This is a genomic window from Pseudomonas avellanae BPIC 631 (assembly GCF_000444135.1).
GTDB classification, from domain to species: domain Bacteria; phylum Pseudomonadota; class Gammaproteobacteria; order Pseudomonadales; family Pseudomonadaceae; genus Aquipseudomonas; species Aquipseudomonas avellanae.
In genome coordinates this window covers 1-1,496 of sequence record NZ_ATDK01000425.1, presented here as the reverse complement: position 1 = coordinate 1,496, position 1,496 = coordinate 1, and the positions used below count along the sequence as shown (strand labels likewise).

General features: G+C 62.2%; 1 protein-coding gene. It reads right to left on the bottom strand.

Annotated elements, in window-relative coordinates; translation table 11 throughout:
• Nucleotides 1-81: 81 nt before the first annotated feature.
• The gene (gene waaA / locus DW49_RS0123490) at nt 82-1,362 is read right to left on the bottom strand and encodes a lipid IV(A) 3-deoxy-D-manno-octulosonic acid transferase (RefSeq protein ID WP_024420556.1); all 1,281 of its coding nucleotides are present in this window, start codon (nt 1,360-1,362) and stop codon (nt 82-84) included.
• Nucleotides 1,363-1,496: the final 134 nt, after the last annotated feature.

Here is a 1,496-nt window from a genome sequence, read left to right as displayed (position 1 = left end):
GAGCGTGCGGAACGATAATCTCAACTATCGTGCGACGCTCCGCGTCGCATGCCGTTCTGGACGCTCTGCGTCCTCCGCGATTCAGCGTTTGGCCATCAACCGCTCGATTCCGTCCAGTAAACGTTGCAGCGCACCCTGATTGGCCTTCATCACTGCCAGCCCGGCATCGGCCATGCTGCGAGCCTGTTGTGGTTGATCGATCAGGCCCTGCACCGCAGTGGCTAGCGCGGTCGCATCGCTGACCTCTTGCAACGCCCCGGCAGTGCGCAACATTGCGGCGATCTCGAGGAAGTTGAACAGGTGCGGGCCGCTCAGTACGGGCTTGGCCAGCGCAGCGGGCTCCAGCAGGTTGTGCCCGCCGTTGGGCACCAGGCTGCCACCGACGAAAGCGATGTCGGCCAGCGCGTAAAGAAACAGCAACTCGCCCATGGTATCGCCCATCAGCACCGCAACCTCTGGCGTGACGGCCTGCGCGGAGGAGCGTCGAACCGTTTTGAAGCCCTGCTGCTGACACAGCGCATGCACGCTGTCGAAACGCTCGGGATGGCGCGGCACCAGAATCAACAGCGCATCGGGATGGCTGGCCAGCAAAGTGCGATGAGCGGACAGAACGCTTTCATCCTCGCCCGCATGGGTGCTGGCTGCGATCCACACCGGGCGCTGCGTCGCCTGCCATTGTTCGCGCAGTTGCGCAGCGCGCTCCAGCAGGTGCGGGTCGATGCTCAAGTCGAACTTGATCGAACCCGTCACCGCAACACACTCCGGTCGCGCACCCAGATCACGAAAGCGCTGCGCTTCCACTTCAGTCTGCACCGCAAACCAGGCCATTTCAGCCAGCATTGGCTGCGTCAGCCTGGCGAAACGGGCATAGCCCAGCGCCGAGCGTTCCGACAGTCGCGCATTGGCCAGCACCACGGGAATTGCGCGTTTCGCACATTGATGAATGTGGTTGGGCCACAACTCGGTTTCCATGATGATGCCCAGCCGCGGCTGCACATGATCGAGAAAACGCCCGGCCGCCCACGGCAGGTCATACGGCAGGTAACAGTGCTGAATACGCGGCTCGTTGGCGAACAGCGCTTTGATTCGCTCCGAACCTGTGGGCGTCATGCAAGTCACAGTGATCGGCAATTGCGGATACTGCGCCAGCAGCGCGCGAATCATTGGCGCGGCGGCGATGCTCTCGCCCACCGACACCGCATGCACCCAGATGCCGCCGCGCTGCATAGCAGGCAGGCCGCTGGCGAAACGCTCGCCGATGCGCTGGCGATACGCCGGGGCCTTGCGCGCACGCAACCACAGGCGCAGGGCGACCAAGGGCAGGCCGAGATGAAACAGCACGGTATAAAGAGTTCTATTCATGGCGCGGAGTTTATCAGCCCGCCATCACAAGTCGCTAGGGTCTGTTCCCGTTTCGACGTAACCTATTGATCCCTATGAGAACAGGCCCGTATTGTTGGAGTTCTCACACAACACCAATACGAGCCTGCAATGCC

Bases quoted from the DNA above. Each gene is read 5' to 3' on its own strand.
- waaA (WP_024420556.1), bottom strand. From the start codon at position 1,362: ATGAATAGAACTCTTTATACCGTGCTGTTTCATCTCGGCCTGCCCTTG.